The 21,004-nt window shown below is 65.7% G+C and carries 22 protein-coding genes and 1 tRNA gene; 10 read left to right on the plus strand and 13 right to left on the minus strand.

What is annotated here, in order from left to right:
* The first annotated feature begins 100 nt into the window (after positions 1-100).
* On the plus strand, positions 101-1,348 hold the full coding sequence (locus CXX84_RS01750) for a DNA recombination protein RmuC (protein ID WP_102975003.1): 1,248 nt from the start codon (positions 101-103) through the stop codon (positions 1,346-1,348).
* 81 nt (positions 1,349-1,429) lie between these two features.
* Here the strand turns inward: CXX84_RS01750 and CXX84_RS01755 are convergent, their stop codons facing one another.
* Together CXX84_RS01755 and CXX84_RS01760 are read right to left on the minus strand one after the other, a co-directional pair.
* A complete protein-coding gene (locus CXX84_RS01755) occupies positions 1,430-2,509 on the minus strand; it encodes a 4-hydroxy-3-methylbut-2-enyl diphosphate reductase (RefSeq protein WP_102975004.1) in 1,080 nt (359 codons plus the stop codon).
* Between the two features lie 9 nt (positions 2,510-2,518).
* Complete coding sequence (locus CXX84_RS01760) at positions 2,519-3,370, minus strand: hypothetical protein (protein ID WP_102975005.1); 852 nt, start codon at positions 3,368-3,370, stop codon at positions 2,519-2,521.
* Positions 3,371-3,575: 205 nt separating this feature from the next.
* Here CXX84_RS01760 and xseA point away from each other — a divergent pair, with 205 nt between their 5' ends.
* Together xseA and CXX84_RS01770 are read left to right on the plus strand one after the other, a co-directional pair.
* Positions 3,576-4,916 carry an exodeoxyribonuclease VII large subunit gene (gene xseA / locus CXX84_RS01765; RefSeq protein ID WP_102975006.1) on the plus strand — a complete coding sequence of 447 codons (1,341 nt, stop codon included), beginning with the start codon at positions 3,576-3,578 and terminating at the stop codon, positions 4,914-4,916.
* Positions 4,909-5,127, plus strand: a complete 219-nt coding sequence (locus CXX84_RS01770) for an exodeoxyribonuclease VII small subunit (RefSeq protein ID WP_102975007.1) — start codon at positions 4,909-4,911, stop codon at positions 5,125-5,127. The genes xseA and CXX84_RS01770 overlap by 8 nt, the downstream gene beginning before the upstream one ends.
* Positions 5,128-5,137: 10 nt before the next feature.
* On the opposite strand, the gene CXX84_RS01775 is transcribed toward CXX84_RS01770, so the two are convergent.
* The 6 genes from CXX84_RS01775 to CXX84_RS01800 form a co-directional block, all read right to left on the minus strand.
* On the minus strand, positions 5,138-5,992 hold the full coding sequence (locus tag CXX84_RS01775; protein WP_102975008.1) for a polyphosphate kinase 2 family protein: 855 nt from the start codon (positions 5,990-5,992) through the stop codon (positions 5,138-5,140).
* A 51-nt stretch (positions 5,993-6,043) separates the two neighbouring features.
* A complete protein-coding gene (locus CXX84_RS01780; RefSeq protein ID WP_102975009.1) occupies positions 6,044-7,264 on the minus strand; it encodes a pyridoxal phosphate-dependent aminotransferase in 1,221 nt (406 codons plus the stop codon).
* A gap of 151 nt (positions 7,265-7,415) precedes the next feature.
* Positions 7,416-8,378, minus strand: a complete 963-nt coding sequence (locus CXX84_RS01785; protein WP_102975010.1) for an ABC transporter substrate-binding protein — start codon at positions 8,376-8,378, stop codon at positions 7,416-7,418.
* Complete coding sequence (locus CXX84_RS01790) at positions 8,375-9,121, minus strand: ABC transporter permease (protein WP_102975011.1); 747 nt, start codon at positions 9,119-9,121, stop codon at positions 8,375-8,377. Before CXX84_RS01790 ends, CXX84_RS01785 begins: the two co-directional genes overlap by 4 nt.
* Positions 9,118-9,849, minus strand: a complete 732-nt coding sequence (locus CXX84_RS01795) for an ABC transporter permease (protein WP_102975012.1) — start codon at positions 9,847-9,849, stop codon at positions 9,118-9,120. The genes CXX84_RS01790 and CXX84_RS01795 overlap by 4 nt, the downstream gene beginning before the upstream one ends.
* The gene (locus CXX84_RS01800; RefSeq protein WP_102975013.1) at positions 9,849-10,943 is read right to left on the minus strand and encodes an ABC transporter ATP-binding protein; all 1,095 of its coding nucleotides are present in this window, start codon (positions 10,941-10,943) and stop codon (positions 9,849-9,851) included. Before CXX84_RS01800 ends, CXX84_RS01795 begins: the two co-directional genes overlap by 1 nt.
* 250 nt (positions 10,944-11,193) lie before the next feature.
* On the opposite strand from CXX84_RS01800, the gene CXX84_RS01805 reads away from it, so the two are divergent.
* A complete protein-coding gene (locus CXX84_RS01805) occupies positions 11,194-12,207 on the plus strand; it encodes a pirin family protein (protein WP_102975014.1) in 1,014 nt (337 codons plus the stop codon).
* Positions 12,208-12,219: 12 nt separating this feature from the next.
* Here CXX84_RS01805 and CXX84_RS01810 read toward each other — a convergent pair whose 3' ends face one another.
* Entirely contained in the window at positions 12,220-13,167 is a 948-nt protein-coding gene (locus tag CXX84_RS01810; protein ID WP_223252920.1) for an N-acetylglucosamine kinase, read from the minus strand.
* Between the two features lie 63 nt (positions 13,168-13,230).
* Positions 13,231-14,205 carry a LysR family transcriptional regulator gene (locus CXX84_RS01815; protein WP_102975016.1) on the minus strand — a complete coding sequence of 325 codons (975 nt, stop codon included), beginning with the start codon at positions 14,203-14,205 and terminating at the stop codon, positions 13,231-13,233.
* A gap of 107 nt (positions 14,206-14,312) precedes the next feature.
* On the opposite strand from CXX84_RS01815, the gene CXX84_RS01820 reads away from it, so the two are divergent.
* Positions 14,313-15,548: an MFS transporter gene (locus CXX84_RS01820; protein ID WP_102975017.1), complete on the plus strand. Its 1,236-nt coding sequence runs from the start codon at positions 14,313-14,315 to the stop codon at positions 15,546-15,548.
* Between the two features lie 147 nt (positions 15,549-15,695).
* The gene (locus tag CXX84_RS01825; protein WP_102975018.1) at positions 15,696-16,199 is read left to right on the plus strand and encodes an Lrp/AsnC family transcriptional regulator; all 504 of its coding nucleotides are present in this window, start codon (positions 15,696-15,698) and stop codon (positions 16,197-16,199) included.
* 5 nt (positions 16,200-16,204) lie between these two features.
* Here CXX84_RS01825 and CXX84_RS01830 read toward each other — a convergent pair whose 3' ends face one another.
* Positions 16,205-17,470, minus strand: a complete 1,266-nt coding sequence (locus tag CXX84_RS01830; RefSeq protein WP_102975019.1) for an MFS transporter — start codon at positions 17,468-17,470, stop codon at positions 16,205-16,207.
* A 172-nt stretch (positions 17,471-17,642) separates the two neighbouring features.
* Between CXX84_RS01830 and CXX84_RS01835 the strand changes: the two genes are divergently transcribed.
* From CXX84_RS01835 to CXX84_RS01850, 4 genes are read left to right on the plus strand one after another with little or no spacing between them, the layout of a single operon-like run.
* Positions 17,643-18,122, plus strand: coding sequence for an Lrp/AsnC family transcriptional regulator (locus CXX84_RS01835; RefSeq protein WP_102975020.1), 480 nt, complete (start codon positions 17,643-17,645; stop codon positions 18,120-18,122).
* A 30-nt stretch (positions 18,123-18,152) separates the two neighbouring features.
* Positions 18,153-18,281: a hypothetical protein gene (locus CXX84_RS19395; RefSeq protein WP_262982115.1), complete on the plus strand. Its 129-nt coding sequence runs from the start codon at positions 18,153-18,155 to the stop codon at positions 18,279-18,281.
* A 34-nt stretch (positions 18,282-18,315) separates the two neighbouring features.
* Positions 18,316-19,311, plus strand: coding sequence for a magnesium/cobalt transporter CorA (corA, locus tag CXX84_RS01845; RefSeq protein ID WP_102975021.1), 996 nt, complete (start codon positions 18,316-18,318; stop codon positions 19,309-19,311).
* A gap of 3 nt (positions 19,312-19,314) precedes the next feature.
* Positions 19,315-19,836: a hypothetical protein gene (locus CXX84_RS01850; RefSeq protein WP_102975022.1), complete on the plus strand. Its 522-nt coding sequence runs from the start codon at positions 19,315-19,317 to the stop codon at positions 19,834-19,836.
* On the opposite strand, the gene CXX84_RS01855 is transcribed toward CXX84_RS01850, so the two are convergent.
* Both CXX84_RS01855 and CXX84_RS01860 read right to left on the minus strand, forming a co-directional pair.
* A complete protein-coding gene (locus CXX84_RS01855; protein ID WP_102975023.1) occupies positions 19,833-20,642 on the minus strand; it encodes a CPBP family intramembrane glutamic endopeptidase in 810 nt (269 codons plus the stop codon). The two genes, CXX84_RS01850 and CXX84_RS01855, sit on opposite strands and share 4 nt — an antisense overlap.
* Before the next feature lie 181 nt (positions 20,643-20,823).
* Positions 20,824-20,896 (minus strand) — tRNA-Ala (locus CXX84_RS01860).
* Positions 20,897-21,004: the final 108 nt, after the last annotated feature.

Below are 21,004 nucleotides of genomic sequence, written 5' to 3' on the forward strand. Positions count from 1 at the left end.
AGGATTGATTCTACCCGCAGCGGGCGGCCAAGGGGTCCGGAGGCGGCCGCGGGAAATGTCGCTTCGGCAAAATGTCAGAGCCCCGTGCGACAGTGAGGGCATGGATGGTTTCGCCTTGATTCTTGCTTTGTTCATGCTGCTGCTGGGTGCCTTTGCGGGTGCTGCCGCCACATTCTTTGTGCTGCGGAAGAACACCCGCGGCCTCGAAGAGGACTTCGACGCTGTGTCGTCACGCCTTTCGGAGGTCAGCGCGCAGTTCGCCGCTGCCGACGCCGAGCGCCGGCTTCTGGCGGCACAGAACCGCGAGCTGGGCGAGGCGCGGACACAGGACGGCAGCGTCCTGCGCGCACTTGCCCCGGTGGCGGAAAAGCTCACGGCCGTCCAGCAGCAGGTGGCACTGCTGGAGCGCGACCGGGTGGAGCAGTACGGCCAGCTCGCCCAGCAGCTTCAGGAGGCCCGGCTCTCGGATGAACAGCTGATCCGTTCCACCCATGCCCTGGAGTCCGCCCTCCGGTCGAACAGCGCGCGGGGGCAGTGGGGAGAAGTCCAGCTGAGGCGCGTTGTGGAGGCGTCGGGAATGCTGCGGCATGTCGACTTCGTCGAGCAGGTGCATAGTGCCGGGGGCGAATTGAGCGTGCGGCCGGACCTGGTGGTGCAGCTGCCCGGGGAAAAGCAGCTGGTGGTGGACGCAAAAGTTCCGCTGTCCTCCTACCTGGAAGCCCAGGAACTTGGCGCGGCGCAGGACCTCCGCGCCGCCGACGGTTCCAGCGCCCGGCAGGCCGGACCGTTGTCCGGGAGCGACCGCCGCAACCAGCAGGCGCTGCTGGCCGCACATGCTAAAGCGCTGCGGGCACATGTGGACTCCTTGAGCAGCAAGAAGTACTGGGATATCCCCGGCAACTCCCCCGAGCTGGTGATCTGCTTCCTCCCCGCGGAATCCATTTTGGCCGCAGCGCTCATGGCTGACGCCGGGCTGCTCGATCACGCACTCTCCAGGAACGTTGTCCTGGCGTCGCCCAGCACCCTGCTGGCCGTGCTGAAGTCAGTGGCCTTTACGTGGCGGCAGGACGTTCTGACGGACAACGCCCGGGAGCTGTTCGAGCTGGCGCGGCAGCTCTATGACCGGATGGGCACGCTGGGCGAGAACGTCACCAAGTTGGGCTCGTCGCTGAAGTCGTCGGTGGACCGCTACAACGCCATGGTGGGGACTCTGGAGGCCCGGGTCCTTCCCACGGCCCGGAAACTGAACTCGCTGGAGGAATCCGGTCTGGTTGCGCCGCCGGTTGTCGAAGTTACTCCGCGGGCCCTGGCGGCACCTGAGCTCCAAAGCGACGAAGAAGCCGCCTGAGCAACGGGGGAGGAAAAACGGGGAAGTAAAAAAGTGGACCTGGCAGTTGCCAGGCCCACTTCCCCACGTGTGGGTATACGGTCAGCTGCGCGAGCGGCGTCCGCCCAGTGCGCGGCTGACGTCGCCGGCCTGCTTGAGGGTTGCCCGGAGTTCCTTGGGCAGGGAGAAGAGAAGGTCTTCCTCCGCCGTGACAACTTCCTCCACAGCGCCGTAACCGTAGTCGGCCAGCAGTCGCAGGACGTCCTGGACCAGAACTTCCGGGACCGAGGCCCCGGACGTCACGCCCACAGTGGCCACCCCTTCAAACCAGGCCTCATCAACCTCGTTCGCGAAATCAACGCGGTAGGACGCCTTCGCGCCGTACTCGAGGGCCACCTCCACCAGTCGGACGGAGTTCGAGGAGTTGGCTGAGCCCACCACGATCACCAGGTCTGCCTGCGGGGAGATCTTCTTGATGGCCACCTGGCGGTTGGTGGTGGCGTAGCAGATGTCATCGCTGGGCGGATCCTGCAGGGTGGGGAACCGCTGCTTAAGCAGGCGGACGGTCTCCATGGTTTCGTCCACACTGAGGGTGGTCTGGGAGAGCCAGATGACCTTTTCCGGGTCCCGGACGGTCACCTTGTCCACCTCGTGCGGGCCGTTAATGATCTGGATGTGCTCCGGGGCTTCGCCTGCAGTGCCCTCGACTTCCTCATGGCCGTCATGGCCGATCAGCAGGATGTCGAAATCATCCTTGGCAAACCGGACGGCTTCCTTGTGCACCTTCGTCACCAGGGGGCAGGTGGCGTCTATGGTCCGCAGGCCCCGATCCTCGGCCGACTGGACCACGGCCGGCGATACGCCATGGGCCGAAAAGATGACCAGTGCACCCTCGGGCACTTCGTCCGTTTCGTCGACGAAGATGGCGCCCTGTTCCTCCAGCGAGCTGACCACATGGACGTTGTGGACAATCTGCTTCCGCACGTACACCGGAGGACCGTAGTGTTCCAGTGCCTTCTCGACGGCGATGACGGCGCGGTCAACGCCGGCACAGTAACCGCGGGGAGCAGCGAGCAGCACCTTTTTGGTTCCGGATACAGGGGCTGCGGCAGCTACTTCCTCAGGTGAGCGGCGCCTACGCGGGATAGTGGGCATCGAAAGGGGAACAGCTGAGGGGGTCATTACTCCATGCTACCGGCTTGCCCGCACCCTCTTCTGCGCAAACGATCCTGCCACGAGCCCCAACAGCAGCAACACACCACCGGTCACGGCCGCTGCCACGTTCCAGCCCTGGAAATCCGCTGAAGCGGCAGCAACGAACTCGTCCCGGAACATGTTAGCTACCTCATTTCCGCTGTCCGCGGACACTGCGGCAGCAGACGCCAACCGGGCACCCAGAGCCCATGCCGCCGCGAGCAGCAGTGCGCCAACTCCGGCACCCGCAAGCATTGTCCAGCGGCGCTGCGCTGCCACCAAGGCAAGGAGCAGTGCGATGGCCGAGCCTCCGGCCAGCAGGTAACCCACGGGCGCATACGTGGTGAGCCTCTCGGTCCACTCCTTATGCTCTGGCTGGCCAACGTTGATAAGGGTTTCGTCCGGCGGGTCCAGGGGCAGCCCGGTCATCCGCGAGATCTCCCCGGAGCCCAACGCCACCAAGGGAGCGACGTCAAGGGTGAGCGATGACGCGGACGCTGCTCCGCCGTCGCCCGTCGCCGGGGCGGCAAAGCTGAGCCGGTGACTTTTGCGCAGCGTTTCCTCCCAGGCAGCCGGATACCCCGGCACTGCGGTCAGCGTGGACGCAGCGTCCTCCAGCACCGGCTGGACGAGGTCGGAAAAGAAACCGGGAACCGCACTGGTATCCATTGTTCCCACGGCAGCCACGGCAAGCTGCTGCTGAAACTCCGTGTTCCCGGCGAGCGGAGCCGCCAGTTCCACGAAGCCCTGCTCCTGGACAATGGTGCGGTCCACCCAGATGGCGGGCACGGCAACGGCGGCCAGCAGGACTGACAGCACGGTGGCGGCAGCGGAAACAAAACGTCTCACAAAAGGTCCTTCAAGTGGGGGGTCAAACCCATCCTAGGCGGGCGTCCTGACCTGATCCTGTCAGTCCCGAGTGATACAGCTTATGGATAAGGTTGAATGACCGCCGCACACCACCCAACCGCACACCGCCCGGACGCCTTACGGACAGCCGAAGAACGGACGAAGGACCCCATGCCCGCAGCCCCAGCCCCTCAAGGGCCCCCGCATGTCTGAACAGGCGTCACTTCCGGTCCCCGGCCAGCAGGCCGCGGCGCCCACCACGCTGCCTGCCACTGCCGCCGAGACAAGCCCGGACAACCCGTGGCCCCTCCAGCTGCTGTCGCAGAAGCTCAAAGCCCACATTGACCGGACGCCATCGGCCTGGGTGGAAGGGCAGGTTATTGAACTGAACCGGCGCGGCACCAACGCCTACCTCACTTTGCGGGATGTTGACGCCGAAGTGTCGTTGCCGGCTTCTGTCTGGACCAAAGTCCTGGAGCGCCAAAATCTGCCGCTCGAGCGGGGGTCCCGGGTGGTTGCCCTGCTGAAGCCGGAGTTCTGGATCAAAACCGGCCGGTTGAACATGCTGGTCAGGGACATCCGGCCCGTGGGCCTCGGCGATCTCCTCGCCCGGATTGAACGGCTCCGCCAGGCGCTTTCCGCCGAAGGCCTTTTCGCGGACTCCCGCAAGAAACCCCTGCCCCTGCTGCCGCACCGCATCGGCCTCATCACCGGCCGTGATTCGGACGCCAAAAAGGACATCCTCCGCAATGCAGCCCTCCGCTGGCCGGCGGTTGAATTCGAAATACGCGAGGTGGCCGTCCAGGGAAACACCGCCGTCGCCCAGGTGGTCCGCGCCCTCCGCGACCTGGATGCCCGGCCCGAGGTGGACGTGATCGTCATAGCCCGCGGTGGAGGCGCCCTGGAAGACCTCCTGCCCTTCAACAGCGAGGAATTGATCCGTGCCGTGGCGGCAGCCGCCACCCCGGTGGTCAGCGCCATCGGGCACGAGGCGGACCGGCCGCTGCTGGATGACGTCGCCGACCTGCGCGCTTCAACGCCCACTGACGCCGCCAAACGGATCGTCCCGGAAGTCTCCGAGGAACTGGCGGGCGTCCGCCAGGCCCGGGTGCAGCTCCGCCGCTGCATGGAACGGCTTGTGGACCGGGAATCGGACCGCCTGGCGTCCCTTCATTCGCGCCCGGTGCTTGCCGCGCCGGAAGGCCTGGTCAGCATCCGGGCTGAAGAGATCGAGCGGCTGCTGCGACGGTCATCCGCGGCCGTCAGCTCCTCCGTGGTCCGGGCAGCTGACCAGTTGGAGCACCTGAAAGCCCAGGTGCGGGCGCTGTCGCCGCAGAAGACCCTGGACCGGGGGTACGCCGTCGTCGAACTCGCGGGAAGCCAGGCAGAACGAGCCGGAACCGCCGGCCATGCAGTGGTGCGCAGGCCCGCCGAGGCTCCGTCCGGCGCACCCCTGTCCATCCGCGTGGCCGAGGGCCGTTTCGGCGCAACCTCCACCGGAACACTTGAACACCCCCCCACGGAAACCGGAGTACTTAATGACTGAGCAGAATCCAGGGGCCGAAATTTCGGCACTGAGTTACGAAGAAGCCCGTGAACAGCTCATCGCTGTGGTGGGCAAGCTTGAGGCCGGCGGGGCGAGCCTTGAGGAATCCCTGGCCCTGTGGGAGCGGGGCGAAGCCCTGGCCGCACGGTGCGAGGAATGGCTGGAGGGTGCAAGGAAGCGGCTGGCCGCAGCGCGCGACCAGCCGCTCTAGGAGGGGAACTTCAGGAGCGCGCCACCAGCTCGCGTTCCAGGGCTACGTCGAATTCCGCCTTGGGCCACTCAAGGTTCATCCCCTTCAGAGCTCCCAGCAGCAGCTGCTGGACGGCGATCCTGGCAAACCATTTCTTGTTGGCCGGGATCACGTGCCACGGCGCCACCGGCGTGTTGGTTTCATCGATCGCCGCCTGGTAGGCGCTCATGTAGTCCGCCCAGAAGGCCCGCTCGTCCAGGTCGCCGCGGCTGTACTTCCAGTGCTTGGCCGGGTTGTCCAGCCGGGCCAGCAGCCGCTCTTTTTGCTCATCTCCGCTGATGTGGAGCATCACCTTGACGATTGTGGTCCCGGAGCCGCTGAGCCTGGCCTCAAACTCGTTGATGGCCACATACCTCCGTTTGATCTCCTCCGGGCTGACCCAGCGGTGGACGCGGTGGATCAGGACGTCCTCGTAGTGCGAACGGTCGAAGACCCCCACCATGCCGGCGGCCGGAACTTCCTTTTCGATCCGCCAGAGGAAGTCGTAGGACTTTTCCTCATCGGTGGGGGCTTTGAAGGCCTTGAACTGGACGCCCTGCGGGTTCATGGCCGCCATCACATGGTTGACGATGCCGCCTTTTCCGGCGGTGTCCATGGCCTGCAGGATCAGCAGGAGGCGTTTACGCCCGCCGAACCTCGACTCGGCGAACAGCTTTTCCTGCAGCTCCGCCAGCCCGTCGTCGAGCTCTGCCAGCAGTGCCTGGCCGTCGTCCTTGCTCCCGTTGAAGCCAGGGGTTGAGTCAGGGTCCACATCGCTTAACGAGAAACCCTTCCCTGCCCGGAGGGTCTCGGATGGGTGCTGGTGGAAGCCAACGTCGGCGGCCATGGGGGTTCCTTTCGGCAAAGTGCACGGACGCAGTCAGCCCGTGAGCTCAGGCTAGTTCCCCCTGTACCTGCTGAGGAAGTCCCCCATCCGTCCGATTGCTTCCTCGATGTCTTTGACGTTTGGCAGCGTGACCATGCGGAAGTGGTCCGGGCGCACCCAGTTAAAGGCCCGTCCGTGGGACACGAGGATTTTCTCCTCCCGCAGCAGGTCCAGGACAAACTTTTCGTCGTCCCGGATGTGGAAGACTTCCGGATCCAGCCGCGGGAACAGGTACAGCGCGCCGCGTGCCTGCTGCGTGCTCACACCCGGGATGGCGTTGAGCATGTCATAAGCCTTGTTGCGCTGCTCCAGCAGTCGGCCGCCGGGCAGGATCAGGTCGTTGATGCTCTGGTACCCGCCCAGCGCCGTCTGGATGGCGTGCTGAGCGGGAACGTTCGCGCAGAGCCGCATGTTGGCGAGGAGGCTGATGCCTTCCAGGTAGTCGGCCGCGTCCTTCTTGGGCCCGGAGATTGCCATCCAGCCCGCGCGGTAGCCGCACACCCGGTACGCCTTGGACAGGCCGCTGAAGGTGAGGCACAGGACGTGGTCGCCGGTGAGCTTGGCCATGTTTACGTGCACGGCGTCCTCGTAGAGGATCTTCTCGTAGATCTCGTCGGCGAACAGCACCAGACCGTGCTTCTCGGCGAGTGCCACAATCTTCCTCAGCGTCTCTTCCGGGTAGACGGCGCCGGTGGGGTTGTTCGGGTTGATGACCACGATTCCCTTGGTGCGGGGCGTGATCTTTGCTTCCATGTCCTCCAGGTCCGGCTGCCAGCCGGTCTCTTCATTGCAGAGGTAGTGGACGGGCTTGCCGCCTGCGAGGGCCACCGACGCCGTCCACAGCGGGTAGTCAGGAGTGGGGATCAGGACTTCGTCACCGTCATCAAGCAGGGCCATCAGGGACATGGTGATGAGCTCGCTGACACCATTGCCGAGGTAGATGTCGTCCACGTGGATGTTCTGGATGTCCCGGGTCTGGTAGTACTGCGACACAGCCGTCCGTGCCGAGAAGATGCCGCGGGAGTCGCTGTAGCCCTGGGCGTGCGGCAGGTGGCGGATCATGTCCACCAGGATGGCGTCCGGCGCTTCGAACCCGAACGGTGCAGGGTTTCCGATGTTGAGTTTGAGAATCCGGTGCCCCTCCGCCTCCATCTGCTGGGCGGCCTGAAGGATGGGTCCACGAATGTCGTAAAGGACGTTGTTGAGCTTTGTGGACTGCCTGAATTCTGCCATTCCTCAAATATGCCACAGGAAGGATGGACGGCTGTTGAGACGTCAGCCACACGGCGCGGTTTCCGTTTGCACAGAAGGACGACGGCGGCTGCCGGACTTTCAAAAGTCCGGCAGCCGCCGTCGTACTTCTACTGCTCCCCCAGGAAAACTCCTACTTGACGATGCCCTTTTCCTTGAGCCACGCTTCCGCCGCTTCCTTGGCACCCTGCTTCTGGCTGCCGCTGACGGCCCGGTTCAGGTTGATCAGGTCCTCGGTGGTCAGCATGCGGGATACCGAGTTAAGGGCTTCCTTCGCCTTGTCCGTCACCTTCGCCTCGTTGTACAGCGGAATGACCTGCTGGGCGATGAAATTGTTCTTGGGGTCCTCAAGCACCACAAGATCGTTGTCCGCGATGGACGGGGTGGTGGTGTATATGTCCGCTACCTGCACCTGGTCCTCCAAAAGCGCCTTAAGCGTCACGGGACCGCCGCCGTCACTGAACGGCTCCAGCTTCTTCGGCTCGCAGTTGTAGTTCTCCTTCAGGCCGGGCAGCCCGTACGCGCGCTCGGCGAAGGTCGCGGGAGCGCCCACCACAATCTCGCTGCACACCTTGGCCAGGTCCTCGAGGGACTTCAGCTGGTACTTCTCAGCCGTCGCCTTGGTGACCACCATGGCGTCCTTGTTCTCGGCCTTGGACGCTTCCAGCACCGCCAGGCCATCCGGCAGCTTCTCCGGCAGCGCAGCGGCGATGTCTTCCGCGGACTCCTCAGTGGCTTCCTTGTCCACGTGCAGCAGCAGGTTGCCGGTGTAGTCCGGAACCACATCCACCGATCCGTCCTGCACGGCCTTGAAGTACACCTCGCGGGAGCCAATATTCGGTTTCGTGGTGGCAGTCAGGCCGGCAGCATTCAACGCACCGGCGTAGAGCTCTGCCACAATCTGGCTTTCCGGGAAGTCAGCCGAACCGACCACCAGGGACGTCGCTTCCCCGGCGGCTGTTCCGCTGCTTGCCGGCGCCTCGCTCAACGGATCGGAGGAACCTCCGCAGGCGGACAGCGCCATTGCCAGGCCGAGCCCGGCGGCGAGTCCGCTGAATGACCGCCTGCCGAGATGGTATGAACGGCTTTCTTTCATGATTTACCTCCTTGTACCACAGCCTCCGTCAGGACGGGGTCTGTGAGATCAGCCGTAGCCTGCTGGCTGCGGCGGGACTGGCTCGAGGCGCCTGTTGCCAGGAACAGCCTCTGGAACAGGGACAGGACGAGGTCGACGGCGATGGCCAGCGCTGCAATGAGCAGGGAACCACCGAGCATCTGCGGAAAGTCGCTGAGGACCAGGCCGTCGAAAAGGTACCGGCCAAGACCGCCCAGGTTGATGTAGGCCACCACGGAGACGGTGGCGATGACCTGCAGGACGCCCGTTCGGAATCCGCCGAACATCACGGTGAGCGCGTTGGGCAGCTCGGCCCGGAACAGTACCTGCAGTTCGGTCATGCCCATGGCCCGCGCAGCATCCACCACATTGCGGTCCACGCTGGAGATCCCGGCATAGGTGCCCGCCAGCAGCGGCGGGACCGTGAGGATGACGAGCGCCCAGATGGGCGGCATCAGGCCGATCCCTGCTAGCAGGACAAAGAGCGTCAGCAGGCCCAGCGTGGGCAGTGCGCGCAGTGCGCCGGCCAGTGCCACCACTGCCACCCTTCCCCGGCCGGTGTGCCCCACGTACAGGCCTACGGGCACGGCTATGGCGGCGGCTATCAGCATCACCAGGCCGGTGTACTGCAGGTGCTCGCCCAGCCGCGCGGGGATCCCGGCGCTGCCGGTCCAGTGCAATGGGTCTGCGAGCCAGGCAAACGTATCGGAGAACACGTTGCTCATGCGTTACCGCCCCCTGTCTTCGGCGCCGACAGCTGCCGCGCTGCCCCGGCAGCATCACCTGCAGTGACTGCGCCACCCCGCCGGCTGCTGCGTTTCCCGGCCCGCTCCCATGGTGTGACGAGCCGCTCCAGCAGGACCAGGAATGCGTCCATCAACAGGGCGAGGACCAGGATGGCGATGATCCCCACCACGATTTCCGTCACGAAGTCCCGCTGCAGGCCGGAGGTGAAGAGCATTCCGAGGTTTCCGATGCCCAGCAGCGCCGCCACGCTGACCAGGGAGATATTGCTGACCGAGACCACCCGGAGTCCGGCGAACAGGACCGGCAGGGACAGCGGCAGGTCTACCCGCAGGAACCGCGCCAGCGGTTTGAATCCCATGGCGACGGCGGCCTGGCTGACATCCTCATCCACTGAGTCGAAGGCGTCCAGGGCGGCCCGGACAAGCAGGGCAACGGCATAGATGGTCAGGGCCACCACCACGTTCAAGGGATCAAGGATGCGGGTGCCAAGGACCGTGGGCAGGATGATAAACAGGGCCAGCGAAGGAATGGTGTACAGGAGCGAGGAAGCCGTCAGCACCACGGAGCGGAGCGGGCGGTTCTGCCGCGCCAGCTGTGCCAGGGGAATGGCGATGACCAGTCCCAGGATCATGGGAACGAGTGCCAGGACCAGGTGCTGGCCGGCACGTTCCAGGACCATGCCGGTGTTGGCAAGGAACCACTCCATCAGAGTGCAGCCTGCCGGAGCTGGCGCGCCTCTTCGATGAGGGCCAGCACTTCACCGCCCCGGATAACGCCTTGGACCCTGCCCTCGGCGTCGACGGCCACGCCCAGGCCCGATGGCGAGGACAGCGCAGCATCCAGGGCGCGGCGCAGGCTTTCCCCTGGTCGGAACAGCGAACCGCCGGGGATGAGGCCGCCGTCGGTGCCGGGCGTGGACCATCCGAGCGGGCGCATCCCCTCATCCACCACCAGCTGCCAGCCGCTGGTTGCGTCCGGATCGGAGCCTGTGCCGCCGCGGATGATCGTGGGCACCGGGTGGAGGGTGACGCCGTCGGACGCGGTGAAGCCCAGGTGCCGGAATCCCCGGTCCCGTCCCACGAAGGAGGCGACGAAGTCGTTTGCCGGCGCGCGGAGGATTTCCTCGGGTGTGGCGTACTGGGCCAGCTTTCCGCCCACCGCAAAGACAGCCACCTTGTCGCCCAGGACGGTGGCTTCATCAATGTCATGGGTGACGAAGACGATGGTCTTGGCCAGGTCCTTCTGGAGCCGCAACAGCTCCTGCTGCAGTTCGTCGCGCACCACGGGATCAACGGCACTGAATGGTTCATCCATCAGAAGGACGGGAGGATCGGCGGCGAGCGCGCGGGCTACCCCCACGCGCTGCTGCTGGCCGCCGGAAAGCTGGGACGGATAGCGCTTTGCCAGTGACCCGGCCAAGCCCACCACATCCAGGAGTTCCTCGGCGCGCCGGCGGGCGTCGGCCTTGGAGACGCCGTTCAGCCGGGGCACGGTGGCGATATTGTCCAGCACGGTGCGGTGGGGCAGCAGCCCGGCCGACTGCATCACATACCCCATGGAGCGGCGCAGCTCAGCGGCCGGGACGGAAGTGACGTCCTTGCCGTTCACCGTGATGACCCCGGAGGTGGGTTCAACCATCCTGTTGATCATGCGGAGCGAGGTGGTCTTGCCGCAGCCTGAAGGGCCCACAAAAACTGTGATGGAGCCATTGCTGATGGACATGGAAAGGTTGTCCACCGCAGGCTGCCCGCCCTGGTACTGCTTGGTAACGCTCTGGAACTCGATCATCGCCTGGTCCATGGTGCGGACTTACCTGTTCTCTGGGACGGGCTTTGGAAAAGCACCGCGACATTGTCATCAGCACGCTGATAGTTACGTTAACGCAAACCCGGGCGCGCATCACCTGCAGCGCCCCGAATTCGGGCAAAGGAATCCCTACTGTAACCATTCGGAGCCAGGGCAGTGCCGGATGGGAACCCGCATAGTTCGCGTACTTACCAGGTTCCCGTGGCGCTGTCCTGCCCCGGACGCACAGGCCTACAGTGGACTCGTGACCAACTTGGAAATAGCGCCGCAGCAGGAAGTTTGTCCGCCCGCAGGTGCGGAGGGCAGTTCGGGGCCCTGCCTGCAGCTGTGGCCCGAACGCGAAGTACCACTGGGCGGAGTACGGGCCATGAATGTCCGGCGGACGCTGCCGCAGCGGGGTCTTCCCACCATCGGGGCGTGGTGCTTCCTGGACAGCTTCGGCCCGGACCGCACGGCAATGTCCGTCCTCCCCCACCCCCATATCGGCCTGCAGACGGTGACCTGGCCGCTGGCCGGCCACATCCGGCACAGGGACAGTGTGGGCAGCAACGTGGTGGTCCGGCCTGGCGAACTGAACATCATGACAGCCGGCCACGGCGTCTCCCACTCAGAATTTGCGCTGCTTCCCCCGGCGGGACAAACCCTCCCGGTGCAGCGTGGACTGCAGCTTTGGGTGGCCCTGCCCGACACCGAACGGCACAGGCCGCCGGCATTCGAACAGCACCGCGAGCTTCCCCAGGTCAGCGGGAGCGGCTTCACCGCCACCGTCATGGTGGGTGAACTTGCCGGCGTCACTTCCCCGGCAACCATGTACTCGCCCATCGTGGGAGCGGACGTGTCATGCGGGGGTGACGCCATACTGCCGCTGAACGCCGACTTCGAGCACGGCATCCTCGTGCTCGACGGCGGCCTGGCGGTGGACGGCCGGGAGCTTCCGCCCGGCCCGCTGGGCTACCTCGGCACCGGGCGCACGGAGCTGAAGGTGCAGGCGCTCCCCGAGACGCGTTTCCTCCTGATCGGCGGCGAGCCCTTCGACGAGGAACTGCTGATGTGGTGGAACTTTGTTGGCCGGACCCACGACGAAGTGGAGCAGGCACGAAGTGACTGGGAAGCGCAGGACGGCCTGCCGGAAACTGAGACGGCAGCAGCGCGCTACGGCCTGGTCCCCGGCCACGGTCCTGGCGCGAGATCCGAGGCCGGGCGCATCCCGGCTCCCCCGCTCCCGGGGGTTCGGCTCACGCCCAGGAAGCGGCTCTAGGGAGCCATCGGGTCAGGCCTGCTCCGCCACCAGCTGCAGCACACCGAACACGGGTTCCTGTTCCAGCACCCGGATGTCCGTCACACCTGAACCTGCCAGGTGGCGGCGGAACGAGTGCTGCAGCGGTGCAACGTTCATGCCCAGTCCGCCGCCCAGGATCACGGGCCCGGAGATGCCCAGCTGGGCGAGCACCTGAAGCGCAAGGTCCGCAAGGTCCTTTCCGGCCTGGTCCAGCAGCGCCTGGCTCTCCGGGTGCCCGCCGGCCGCTGCGTCCACAACGTGCCGGGCCTGCTGCGCCCAGAAGCGCCGGCCGGTCTTCGGCGAGTGGAACAGTGCAATGAGGCGGTTGGGGTCGCTCACCCCACAGGACTGCAGCAGCGCGGCGGTGAGCTGATCAACCGGCAGTCCCCGGTTCATCTGCCGCAGGCTGTGCCGGACCGCTTCGCGGCCCAGCCAGTATCCGCTGCCCTCATCGCCCAGAAGGTAACCCCAGCCGCCGGCCCGGGCCTCGCCGCCGCCGGCATTCCTTCCCCAGGCGGCCGAGCCGGTGCCCGCAATGACCGCGACGCCCGTACTGGCATAACCCGCCGCCAGCAGCAGGCGTGAATCATGCACCACCGTGACCCGTGCGCCAGGCACATGCGGCTGGATCAGGGACGCAAGGGCTGCCGCATCCTCGTCGGTGTCGATCCCGCCGGAGCCCGCGTAGACCTGGGTCACCTGTCCCCCGCCAATCCGGGAGAAAAGGTCGGCGAGGTTGGCGGCTGCTTCGTCACGGCTTACGTTCTGCGCGTTGGAGCTGCCGGCGGACTCGTCCGCAACAGGCAACCCGTCCTCGAAGCGGATCCCATGGGTCTTGGTCCCGCCAATGTCCAGGCCAATGATGACGCCGCGGAGGAAACTGGAAACGGGAGCCTGCGGGGCGGCAGGGCGTGCGGAGGAATTTTCGGTGTTGGTCACGTCACAAGGGTAATGCTGCGGGAGCATGGGAACCCCCTGGCCCTGCTTTCCGGACTTGTGGCCTCACCGGGACCGGTGCCGCACCAGGCCGGCCAGGAGCAGGGGTCCTTCCGTCACCACCATGTCCCTGAAGAGCCGGACGGGGACGGGCTCCGCTCCCGGCTTCCTTCGCCGCCAGGACAGCCCCACCTCGCGGAATGCCAGCGCGGATTCGAGGGGCACTTCAACCCAGCCAAGGTTCCCGGTCTCCGGGCTGACAGTGCGGCCGGGGGCGTCACCGCCGGGAGGCAGGATACTCACCCCAAGGCCGGCAGAGACCAAACCGCGGACAGTGTGCGAGTCCTGGCTTTCAAAAGCGATCCGGGGCCGGTAGCCGGCCTCCCGGAACAGGGCATCGGTGAGCGAGCGCATCCCGTACCCGGGTCCGAGCGCCACGAAGGGTTCTGTCCTGATGTCGGCAAGCCGGGCCAACGGACTGTTGGCCAGGGGATGGCTGTGGTGCACCACCAGGCGGAGCGGCTCGCGGTACAACGCGGCCGAGGACAGGTTCCGGCCTGGCGGCGCCACCGGGGCCGTGAGTGCCAGGTCTGACTCACCGGAGGCAACCTCGTCGAGGCAGGCGTTGCGGGCACCCTGGCTCAGTGTGAACGCGGCACCGGGATGACGGGCCCGGAAGGAGCTGATCAGGAGCGGCAGGGCAGCTTCGCCGAAGGTGTGCTGGAACGAAAGGGAGACCTTGCCCCGCACCACGTCGGACTCGTCGCGGACAACGTCGAGCCCTGCCTGGAACGCCGTAAGGGCCTGTTCGATGTACGGCAGCAGGGTGCGGGCAGCGGGTGTCAGCCGGACTCCCCTGCCGTCCCGGACCAGGAGTTCGGTCCCGACGACGGCGCTGGCCCTGGCGAGCGCACGGCTCACGGTGGACTGGGGTACTCCGAGCAGTTCAGCGGTTTCGGTAACGTGCTCGGTCCGCCCCAGCTCCGCCAGCACGGGCAGAAGCGGCAGTAATTGCACCAACTGTTTGTGGTCCGGCTGCACAGGCCTGCCCTCCTAATGGTTTATACATGCATTGATCCCCTGGTGCTATGAATTATGCACGAAGCATGCATTGGAGACATCTAAAGGCGCGCAGCTACGCTTGCCGGATGGCACACACCGTCCGGCCGGGCAGCACTCCGTCTCCGCGCTGGGACGGACATGCCAAGGGTTCCACCGCGTACACCAGGATCCTTGCCGGCCTGTCCTTCGCAGGCGTGGCCACTTTTGCCCAGCTTTACTCCACCCAGGCGGTCCTGCCAATCCTGGCGTCGGACCTGCAGGTCAGTGCCGCCGAGGCCGCGCTGACCATCTCCCTCGCCACAGTGGGCCTGGCGGTGACGGTAATTCCCTGGTCCTTCCTCGCTGACCGGATCGGCCGGGTCAGGGCGATGACCTGGGGCATTTCGGTAGCCACCGTCCTTGGCCTGCTGGTTCCGCTGTCCACCAGCTTTGAAATGCTGCTTGCCCTGCGTCTCCTGGAAGGAATGGCACTGGGCGGAATTCCGGCCATCGCCATTGCCTACCTCAACGAGGAGGTCACCCGGGCACACACGGCGCTGGCGGCGGGTAGTTATGTTGCCGGCACCACCCTGGGCGGGCTTGCGGGCCGGCTGGTGGCCGGGCCGGCAGGTGAACTGTGGGGCTGGCGTGCTGCCGCGCTGGCGGTGTCCATCCTTGCCACCCTGGCCGCTGTCGCTTTCCTGGTCCTGGTGCCGCGCGCCCGGGGCTTCGTCTCCGCGCCCGCGGCCGGACTGCTCGGGGCCCTGAGAACCCTCGGCGGCCACCTCCGGAACGTCCGGCTGCTGGTCCTGTACGTCCAGGCCTTCCTGATGATGGGAGGGTTCGTGGCGGTGTACAACTACCTGGGGTTCCGGCTTTCCGGCGAACCTTTCGGCCTCCCGGCGACACTGATCAGCCTCATCTTCCTGGCCTACCTGTCCGGGACGCTGACATCGCGCTGGTCGGCCGGACTGACGCTGCGCTTCGGCCGGCGCACTGTCCTGCTCGCCGGCCTGGCTCTTTCGACGGCGGGCCTGGCCTTAACGCTGACACAGTCCCTTGCCGTGATACTCGCCGGCCTCGTGGTGTTCACCGGCGGCTTCTTTGCCGTGCACAGCATTGGGGCCGGCTGGACCGGGGCCTTGGCGAGCACCGGCCGGGCACAGGCCGCATCGCTGTACAACCTGGCCTATTACCTCGGGTCGAGCATCATCGGCTGGGCGGGAGGCCTGGTGTTCCAGTCCCTCGGCTGGAATGCCCTGGCTGCGGCAGTCATGGTCCTCGCCTGCCTCACCGCGGCGGCTGTCGCCGTCGTCCACCCCAGGACGGAACCGGCGCCTTAGGCTGCTCCCGCTCCTTATTCCTGGCGAATAATCCGCGCAGCAATGGGAGGGCGCTGCGCGAAAAGTTCGGCGGAAACGTCCACGCTGGACGTGAGCGCGCATAATCGCAGGTCTAGGATGAATCAAGGACCGTTTTGAGGAGCTGCAGTGAGCACGAATGCCAGGAATGTCAGGCCGGGAGCGCATCTTGAACCGCTGGATGCGATTGACGAGAAGCTCCTGGCGGCCCTCGTGGCTGATGCACGGATCTCCAACAAGCAGCTGGCCGAAATGGTGGGGATTGCCCCGTCCACCGCGCTGATGCGTACCCGTGCCCTCTCTGAGCGGGGGATCGTCCAGGGCTACGAGGCAAAGCTCAGCCTCTCGGCGATCGGCCGCTCGGTCCAGGCGCTCGTTGCCGTCCGGCTCCGGGCCCACGACCGCGACCAGATTGACCGTTTCACGGCCCGGGTGCCGCACCTGCCGGCGGTCCTGTCCACCTTCCACACATCCGGTTCGGTGGACTACCTGCTGCATATTGCCGTCGCAACCACCGAGGACCTGCGCGACTGGGTGCTGGACAACCTGGCCACCGACCCCGTGGTTGGCCACACCGAAACCACCCTGGTGTTCGAGCACATCCAGGGAAACCACGGCCCCCTGCCCGAGTAGCAGCACTACAGGGGGCGCCTGGCCGCTTTCCTGTTCCGGACCAGCGCGAGGCGGAGGGTTACGGCTGAGAGGACCAGCGCCGCGCCGCCGCACACCATCACAAACCCGCCCACGGCAGCAGGCAGGCCAAAAACGCCTGCAGCCCAGCCCAGGCCCAGCACCGGTACCGCACTGCCCAGATAGGTGATGACATAGACGGTGCTGACAATCTGAGCATGGCGGGCGGCCTCCACCCGGGCCGCCAGCTCGTTGAAGACGGTGCGGAACGCGATGCCCTGCCCCACACCTGCGGCGATGCCGGCTGCGACCAGTAAGGCCGGACTGCTCCATGCCCCCGCTGCCCCCAGGAGGAGGACCGACACCCCCAGGATCGCCAGTCCGGCGGGAACCACGAAGCGGCCGCGGACCGTCAGCAACTGGCTCAAGGCCGATGCCCCCAGGGTCAGCCCGGCCAGGACCCCAACCAGGGGCCGGGAGTCAGTGTGCAGGACCTGGGCAAAGTACCCGGGAGCCAGGGAAAGGCAGAAGCCGAAGACGGCGAAGCTGAGGAAACCGACGCCGGCAGCGAGCCAGAACGCCCCCCTCGCCTCCCGCGAAACGGAAGGACGCCGCGGTGCCAAGGCCATCAGCGGCCGCGACGGCGTCGGAGGGTTGATTGCCGGCCGTGCCCGCAGCAGGTACAGCGGCACCAGCAGGCCGGCCAGCAGCAGTGAATGGACGTAGTAAGGGGCAGTGGTGGCGCCCGGAAGAAGGGAGAGCAAGCCGCCGATGACCGGTCCGGCTGCCACGCCCCCGGACGATGCCAGCAAGGTGAAGCGGGAGGCCCACTCGGGCCGGGACGGGAGGAGCTCGCGCAACGCGGCCGCGCTGGCGCCGGTCGCCAGTGCCACGGCCGCCCCCTGCAAAGCGCGACCGGCGCACAAGGCAGCGAGGGTCTGGGCCTCGGCGAAGAGCCAGCCGCCTGCCAGTCCAACAACGACGGCAAGGATGAGCGCGGCCCTGCGCCCGATGTGGTCCGACCAGTGCCCGGCCAGCATCAGCGTGGCTACCAGCGAAAGGACATAGCTGGCGAATGCGGCGGTGACGCCCAGTGTGGACAGCCCCAGTTTCGCCTGCAGGAGCGGGTACAGCGGAGTTGCCAGGTTGGCGCCCACCAGCAAAGTGAAGATAACGGCGCCGGCCATGACAAGCCGGGCGGTGGTGGACGCATCCCACCCCGCAGAAGCAGCGGCCGGGGACGGGCGCATCCGGAGCTCACTGAAGACCGTCATGATGGTGCCGCCTTTGCTTCTACCGTGTCGGGTGGTCCTTGTGGGAGCCCGGCACGGCATGGTTATTCGATGGCACAAGACTGCGCTATCCCTGCTTCTTTGAACCGATATTCATGAAAGACTTGCGCACAAACATCAAAATGACAGTCCCAGGACTACCGAAAGTGACCATATGAACCAGTTGGACCCCACCGACCTGAAGATCCTGCTGGCATTGATCCGGGACCCCAGGATCCAGATCGGTGAACTGAGCGAGTCGGTTGGCATTGCCCGGAACACGGCGCAGACGCGGGTTCGGCGCCTTATCCGGGCAGGAGTGGTCCGGCCCGGCGGCCGTGAAGTGGACCTGGAAGCCGTGGGATATGACGTGGTGGCCTTCGTGACCATTGAGGTGTCGCACCGTGAACTGGACGGCGTGGTGGGTGCACTACGGTTGATCCCGCAGGTTCTGGAGGTTCACGAAATCTCCGGACGGGGGGATGTCTGGTGCCGCGTGGTGGCTACTGACACCCACAATCTCCAGTCTTCCCTCCGCCAGGTCCTGAGGATCAAAGGGGTGATCCGGACCGAAACCGTCCTGGCCCTGCATACCCACATCCCCTACCGCACCGAGCCCCTGATCAGCGGGCTCGCCAAAGCATCCGGCACGTGACGCAGGCAGCAGCCGACTAGGCTTTCCAGAATGGATTGGCTCTCATACGTTTCACAGCTCACCTGGCCCGCCGTGCTGCCGGCCTTTATTGCCGGCCTAGTGATCGGCTTTGTCTGGTACATGCCCGCCGTCCTGGGCAACCGGCGAGGGATGTCCTGATGACCGCAGATCACCGCACCGGGGACGCCCGCCCATGACGATCATTGACAACGCCGTATACGTGGACGGCGTGCGCCACGTGGAACCGGAGAGCCTCGAGCAGACGTTTGAGATGCTCGCGCATCACGGCGGGATGGCCTGGATCGGGCTGTACCGGCCTACGCCTGAAGAGATGGCGGCCGTGGCCAGCGAGTTCGGACTGCACGACCTTGCAGTGGAGGACGCCATCTCGGCGCACCAGCGGCCCAAGCTGGAACGCTATGAAGACAGCCTGTTCACTGTCCTCCGGCCGGCCCGGTACATAGACGCCTCGGAGAGCGTTGAGTTTGGCGAACTCCACGTCTTCACCGGCAAGAACTATGTGGTGACGGTGCGCCATGCCGAGATGGCAGGTGTGGCGAGGGTGCGGCGCCGGATGGAGGCACGGCCGGACCTCCTGCGGCATGGGCCCGAAGCTGTCCTGTACGCCCTGCTGGACCGGGTGGTTGATGATTACGCGCCCGTCGTGGCCGGGCTCGAGAACGACATCGACGAGATCGAGGACCAGCTGTTCAGCGGCGATACCACCGTGTCCCGCAGGATCTACGAACTTGCCCGGGAGGTCATCCAGTTCCAGCGGGCGATCCATCCCCTGCCGGACATGATGCACCAGCTGAAAAAGGGTTTTGAAAAGTACGGCGTGGAAACGGACCTGCGGCACAGCCTCCGCGACGTGGAAGACCATGTGGAGCGTGTGATCTCCCGGGCAGACTCATTCCGCGACCTGCTGCAGAACGCCCTGACACTGGATGGCACCCTCACTGCCAACCGGCAGAACGAGGCCAGCGCGGAACAGAATGAACAGGTCAAGAAGATTTCCTCATGGGCCGCGATCTTCTTTGCGCCGTCCTTTGTGGCCGGGGTCTATGGAATGAATTTTGATCATATGCCCGAGCTGCATTGGGAGCTGGGCTACCCCCTGTCGATCGGACTCATGATCGCGATGGCGGCCCTCATGTACGGGATCTTCAAGAAGAAAGGCTGGCTGTAGGGCGTGGCAGCACAGCCGGAAGCACCGGCGCTGCGGGAGGGCCGCATCATTGTCCCCGGCAGCAGCCGCCAGTTGGCTGTCTACGGGCTGTTCCCGCCGGCACCGGCACAGCACTGCATGGTACCGGCCGGTACCCGCGAGTTTGCGGCGAAGGCCTGCGGGCCGGAACTGCTGTGGATCAGCTTTGACGAACTGTGCGGACCAGGCGCCGCCAGCCAGAATTATGGCCTTTTGCCGGCAGGGCCGGAGCTGTGGGTCATTGACGGTGTGCCGTCCCCGGACCCCTCCGGGTCCGGACGGGCGACGCCCTGGGAACACTTCGCCGCCGTACTCACAGTCCTTGCAGGCAGGAAGGTGACATTGTTCGTGATTGGCACCAGGCCCATGGACTGGGCTTCTGCTTCCGTGCAGGCGGACGACGTCCGGCTGCAGTCCGTCTTCGGGGACATCGGCAGGCTCCTTGCGCGGCTGAAGCGCGTTGAGTCGGATGAAGCAGCGGCTGTGGAGGGCGTGTCGGGGAGTTAACCGGCAGGCCCGGCTGCGCCTCTCACCAGGTTGCGGCTGCCAGCGCGCAGGACGACTCCAAGGGCAAACAAGGCTGCCAATCCGGCCAGGACCCACCAGGCCACAAGGTATGGGAGTGGTTGGCCCTGCAGGTCGGCGAGGAAGAAGTGCGTGAAGCTGTTGAAAGCAGCATGGAACAGGATGACTATCGGCAGGCTGGCCTGCGTACTGTTGTAAAGCCAGGCCAGCAGGACCGACTGGGCGAAGATGTAGACGGCGAATGGCGTCAGGGGACGCTGTCCGGGGTCTGATATCACTTCAGGAAGGTGCCAGGGCAGCCAGGCCAGTCCGACGGTCAATGCCGCCCCCAGGGCGCTGCGATCGGCCTGCAGACGCGGGAGCAGGAAGCCCCGCCAGCCCAGCTCTTCGAAGAGGCCGACGACGACGATCGTGACCGCGATGGAACCGGCAATCTGAAACAGGTCGGACGGATCCCAGCGTGGGACCGGAGCTCCGGTGGCCACCGCCGCGCACAGGGCGAGACCGGGGATAAGCAGCGGCACACCTACTGCAACGACGTACCAGGCAGGGTTGACACGCCAGCGTCCGAGCTGGCGCAGCAGACCGGACAGGGCTCTACGGCCTCCTGCCAGGAGAACAACCACGACGGCCGCGAGGCCGGGGCCGAAGGGAACCAGGGGGCTGCTTTGTGGGTTCAGGAGGACCAGCGGCCAGATGGACCAGGAAATGAGGTAGGCCAGCACAAGGTACAGCACAATGTCATGCCGGGCCGCCCAACTGCGCGGCCGATGTCTTTGCACCGTCATCGCAGGCCTTCTTGAGTGCTGCCTGAGTGTCCTCCAAGTGTGGCACCGGCTTTAGCCCGGACACAGGCAAGCGCGCCCCCTCCGGGACATTAGGTAGGCAACTTGCCGGCTGGGCTCAAAGGGCACTCCATGACTGGTTCCCACCGGCATCAGGGTCGCGTTGGCAGAGTCCTGAAATTTGTGGAGCTAAGGAGATTCGAACTCCTGACCTCTTCGATGCGAACGAAGCGCTCTACCAACTGAGCTATAGCCCCGGATCGATCCGCCCCTGCAGGCGCGGCACCGATGTCCCTAGGCTACAAATTTTCCATGCCGAATGCCAAACCGACCATCGTTACCCCTTGGACCTTAAGAAACGTCGT

This window comes from Arthrobacter sp. AFG7.2 (assembly GCF_002892835.1).
Taxonomy (GTDB): domain Bacteria; phylum Actinomycetota; class Actinomycetes; order Actinomycetales; family Micrococcaceae; genus Arthrobacter.

Excerpts from the sequence above, each read along its gene's own strand:
- CXX84_RS01750 (WP_102975003.1), top strand. The coding sequence starts at position 101 with ATGGATGGTTTCGCCTTGATTCTTGCTTTGTTCATGCTGCTGCTGGGT.
- CXX84_RS01755 (WP_102975004.1), bottom strand. The coding sequence starts at position 2,509 with ATGACCCCCTCAGCTGTTCCCCTTTCGATGCCCACTATCCCGCGTAGG.
- xseA (WP_102975006.1), top strand. The coding sequence starts at position 3,576 with ATGTCTGAACAGGCGTCACTTCCGGTCCCCGGCCAGCAGGCCGCGGCG.
- CXX84_RS01770 (WP_102975007.1), top strand. The coding sequence starts at position 4,909 with ATGACTGAGCAGAATCCAGGGGCCGAAATTTCGGCACTGAGTTACGAA.
- CXX84_RS01775 (WP_102975008.1), bottom strand. The coding sequence starts at position 5,992 with ATGGCCGCCGACGTTGGCTTCCACCAGCACCCATCCGAGACCCTCCGG.
- CXX84_RS01780 (WP_102975009.1), bottom strand. The coding sequence starts at position 7,264 with ATGGCAGAATTCAGGCAGTCCACAAAGCTCAACAACGTCCTTTACGAC.
- CXX84_RS01785 (WP_102975010.1), bottom strand. The coding sequence starts at position 8,378 with ATGAAAGAAAGCCGTTCATACCATCTCGGCAGGCGGTCATTCAGCGGA.
- CXX84_RS01790 (WP_102975011.1), bottom strand. The coding sequence starts at position 9,121 with ATGAGCAACGTGTTCTCCGATACGTTTGCCTGGCTCGCAGACCCATTG.
- CXX84_RS01795 (WP_102975012.1), bottom strand. The coding sequence starts at position 9,849 with ATGGAGTGGTTCCTTGCCAACACCGGCATGGTCCTGGAACGTGCCGGC.
- CXX84_RS01800 (WP_102975013.1), bottom strand. The coding sequence starts at position 10,943 with ATGGACCAGGCGATGATCGAGTTCCAGAGCGTTACCAAGCAGTACCAG.
- CXX84_RS01820 (WP_102975017.1), top strand. The coding sequence starts at position 14,313 with ATGGCACACACCGTCCGGCCGGGCAGCACTCCGTCTCCGCGCTGGGAC.
- CXX84_RS01830 (WP_102975019.1), bottom strand. The coding sequence starts at position 17,470 with ATGACGGTCTTCAGTGAGCTCCGGATGCGCCCGTCCCCGGCCGCTGCT.
- CXX84_RS01835 (WP_102975020.1), top strand. The coding sequence starts at position 17,643 with ATGAACCAGTTGGACCCCACCGACCTGAAGATCCTGCTGGCATTGATC.
- CXX84_RS19395 (WP_262982115.1), top strand. The coding sequence starts at position 18,153 with ATGGATTGGCTCTCATACGTTTCACAGCTCACCTGGCCCGCCGTGCTG.
- corA (WP_102975021.1), top strand. The coding sequence starts at position 18,316 with ATGACGATCATTGACAACGCCGTATACGTGGACGGCGTGCGCCACGTG.
- CXX84_RS01855 (WP_102975023.1), bottom strand. The coding sequence starts at position 20,642 with ATGACGGTGCAAAGACATCGGCCGCGCAGTTGGGCGGCCCGGCATGAC.